Annotated in this window: 4 protein-coding genes and 1 pseudogene; 4 read left to right on the top strand and 1 reads right to left on the bottom strand. The window is 60.0% G+C overall.

Annotation, left to right across the window (positions count from 1 at the left end):
• The 4 genes and pseudogenes from EN994_RS25010 to EN994_RS25025 all read left to right on the top strand — a co-directional run.
• Nucleotides 1-332 (top strand): annotated as a pseudogene (locus tag EN994_RS25010) (aldose 1-epimerase family protein); the annotation flags it as partial.
• Nucleotides 322-792 (top strand): hypothetical protein, encoded by a 471-nt coding sequence (locus EN994_RS36340; protein ID WP_013531514.1) that lies wholly within the window; start codon nt 322-324, stop codon nt 790-792. The pseudogene EN994_RS25010 and the gene EN994_RS36340, both read left to right, overlap by 11 nt.
• 50 nt (nt 793-842) lie before the next feature.
• Nucleotides 843-1505, top strand: coding sequence for a glutathione S-transferase family protein (locus tag EN994_RS25020; protein ID WP_063168038.1), 663 nt, complete (start codon nt 843-845; stop codon nt 1503-1505).
• Between the two features lie 64 nt (nt 1506-1569).
• Nucleotides 1570-2226 carry a DUF1629 domain-containing protein gene (locus EN994_RS25025; protein ID WP_013531516.1) on the top strand — a complete coding sequence of 219 codons (657 nt, stop codon included), beginning with the start codon at nt 1570-1572 and terminating at the stop codon, nt 2224-2226.
• A gap of 2 nt (nt 2227-2228) precedes the next feature.
• Here the strand turns inward: EN994_RS25025 and EN994_RS25030 are convergent.
• A partial coding sequence (locus EN994_RS25030; protein WP_127307889.1) for an agmatinase occupies nt 2229-2961 on the bottom strand: 733 nt, incomplete at its 5' end.

Here is a 2961-nt window from a genome sequence, read left to right on the forward strand (position 1 = left end):
ACATACTCCCGCTCTCCGAGCGGTTGTTCGACGAGGACGCGGTGATCATGGACCAGCCCGCCAGCTCCAGCGTGCGTTATGCCGCCGAGCGTGGCCCGGCGATCGAGATGTCCTGGCAAGGGGTTCGGGAGTTGGGCGTCTGGTCAAAGCCGGGCGGCGCGCCGTTCCTGTGCATCGAACCCTGGCACGGCCTTGCAAGCCCGGTGGATTTCGATGGTGATTTTGTCGACAAACCAGGCCTGATGCTGATCGCGCCGGGTGCAAGTCGCGTGATGAGCTATCAGGTACGTCTGCTGCCAATAGCCAATTGGAGTGCGCTCAGTGAATTCTGAAACGATCGAGATCTACCATCCACGTGGTGTTTCAAATTTGGGCCAATGGGACATTGGTGGTCTCAAGCTCAAAGTCTATGGTCTCGTCGCAGACAACAGAAAGATCGACGAACCCATGGCGACTCTGGCGCAGTCATTCGTGCGACAGGAGGTTCTGCCGCGTGTGGCGGACGAGGGTGACGAGAATGGCATGGGCTTTGTGATCATTCATCCTGGTGAGCTCGGTGTGTCCATCTTAGCTCACTGGTGGATACAGGGTTCGGTGCTTTGTCAGCACATCTATCGGAAGCTGTATTCCGCAACCGAACCGATGGACACGGTTAAGAGACCTGTTATTGCCTGTGTTTGGGAATTGGCTCTGATGAATGCCGAGCAGGAAGCTTGGCGAAAAACGATGATGAAAGGCGAGCCCAATCCATTGGGATACATGGGCGCTTGGGCTGACTTCGAAGCTGCATAGAGGCTGCTCATGATCGACTATTGCGTGGTCGCCCAGATCGTCGGTGCCCAATGAAGCTGTACTTCAGCCGCAATCCCAATCCTCGATTGGCGGTCGCGATCGCACGCTATCTCGAAACGAAACTGGACTTCGAATTCGCCTCGCCATTCGCTGCCGGGCAAATGGAGAAATTTCGCCGGTTAAATCCCAACCTCTCACTGCCCATCCTTGTGGATGATGAGGGAAAGAGCCTCTGGGAGGCAGACGCCATAGCCTGCAGGCTGTCGCGCCACGCGCATTCGGATTTCTGGCGCACCGGCGATGACGAACCTGAGATGATCCGGTGGCTCAGCTGGGGCAAGGAGCACTTCGCACTCGCTTGCGACACGGTGCATTTCGAACGTGGGACGAAACAGCGGTACGGCATCGGCCCGATCGATCAGAAGCGGGTGGAGGAGGGCCTGAACCAATTCCATACGGCTGCGGCAATACTCGACGCCGTGCTTGCCGAGCGGCAGTGGCTGGTCGGCAATTCGGTTTCCTATGCCGATTTTCGAATGGCGACCTTCCTACCGTTCAACGACGCCGCCAGACTGCCGCTCGACGATTATCCCTCTGTCAGCCGCTGGTACCGTCGACTTGAAGACATCGACGCCTGGCGTGACCCTTTCAAAGGGATGGATGCACCCGAATTGCCGCCGGTGCCGCAAATGGCCGTCGCGGATCAGCGGTGAGAACGCGCGCGAAGAGCAGCGCAGCAGGCCGAGCCTACCAAGGCGATGATGTGCGGGGGACCGGATGAATATCTATGTCCTGAGCGTGATCGAAGGACAGGAATGGGTCCTTCCTCGGCAGGCGGACGACTACCAGCTGTTTTCGACGCTCTGCGGCCGGAAGCAGACACAATGGCATCCGCCCAGGATGGAGATCCTGCGCGAACACGACGACGGTACGCTCCGGCAATATTCAGATTTTCCATGGCTTGGCGAGCATGTGCTCATCCTGCGAGCGAGGGCGTCGAAGTTGCTTCGGCCAACCCTCCAACCATACGGTGAATTCCTGCCGCTTCCTGCTGACGAGCCAATATCGCTCTTCAATGTCACCACCGTGATCGATGCACTGGACGAGGAACGTTCAAAGATCGTTCGCTTTGACGATGGCGGCGTCATGGTGATCGAAAGCCTCGTCCTTCGAGCGGACGCAATCGGCGGTACCGAGATATTCAAGCTGCCCGAGCGTGCCGACGGGGTGCGAACATCCGATATTTATCTGCAGGAGACGATCGTACGCCGGATCGGGGAGCTTGGGCTCAAGGGCATTGCTTTCAACCTGGTCTGGAGCGACGAGCCGGTCGGACGAGGCAGGATCGAATACCCAGGTGTCAAAAAGGGCATTTCAACCGCAAGCTCGCTCACGCGCCTTTGGGCCGCTCTGCGGCGAAGAGCGGGATTTTGACATCAAACCTGCCGGACGACGGTGCCGACCACATTGACAAGAAGGCGCGCGGCGGTCAGCGCTGACAGGCCGTCAATATCGGCCGGAGGATAGAACTCGACAAGGTCGAATCCTGCGATCCTGGCCCGTTTGCCGAGGCCGGCGATCAGGTCGATTACCTGCGTGTAGGTGAGGCCGCCGGGTGTACGCGCCGCCACGCCCGGCATGATGCTTGGATCAAGGCTGTCGCAGTCGAGGGTGACGACGACCCGCGCGGCTTCCGGAATATGCCGGAGCGCGGCTTCGACGCCCTGGGCATGAACCTCGCGGGCGGTCACGAAGCGGCTGCCATAGCGCCGGGCTGCTTCGATTTCGGCGATGCGCGCGCTGCCGACGCTGCGCAGACCGACCTGCACCATGCCGGCGACATGCGGCATCTCGCTTGCCCTGCGCATCGGGCTCGAATAGCCGTGGCGTTCGCCATGAACCTCGTCGCGCCAGTCTATATGGGCGTCGACCTGCAGGACCCAGACCGGCCCGTGCTCTGCAAAGCCGGCGAGGAAGGGAATGGTCATGGAACAGTCGCCGCCGATCAGGATCGGCACAGCCGGCAACGTCAGGATCTCGCGCGTTTTTGCCTCGATCCTGGCCCGGTTGCCGGCATTGTCATGCATGGTGGTCAAGATATCGCCGGCGTCGACGCAAGAGTCCGGCTTGCCGTCGAACAGCGGGCCGCCAAGATCGAAATCCCAGTGC

This window comes from Mesorhizobium sp. M7A.F.Ca.CA.002.09.1.1 (assembly GCF_003998555.1).
In the GTDB taxonomy this organism is placed as follows: Bacteria; Pseudomonadota; Alphaproteobacteria; order Rhizobiales; family Rhizobiaceae; genus Mesorhizobium; species Mesorhizobium ciceri.

Coding starts and splice junctions, on each gene's coding strand:
- EN994_RS25020 (WP_063168038.1), top strand. CDS start 843: ATGAAGCTGTACTTCAGCCGCAATCCCAATCCTCGATTGGCGGTCGCG.
- EN994_RS25025 (WP_013531516.1), top strand. CDS start 1,570: ATGAATATCTATGTCCTGAGCGTGATCGAAGGACAGGAATGGGTCCTT.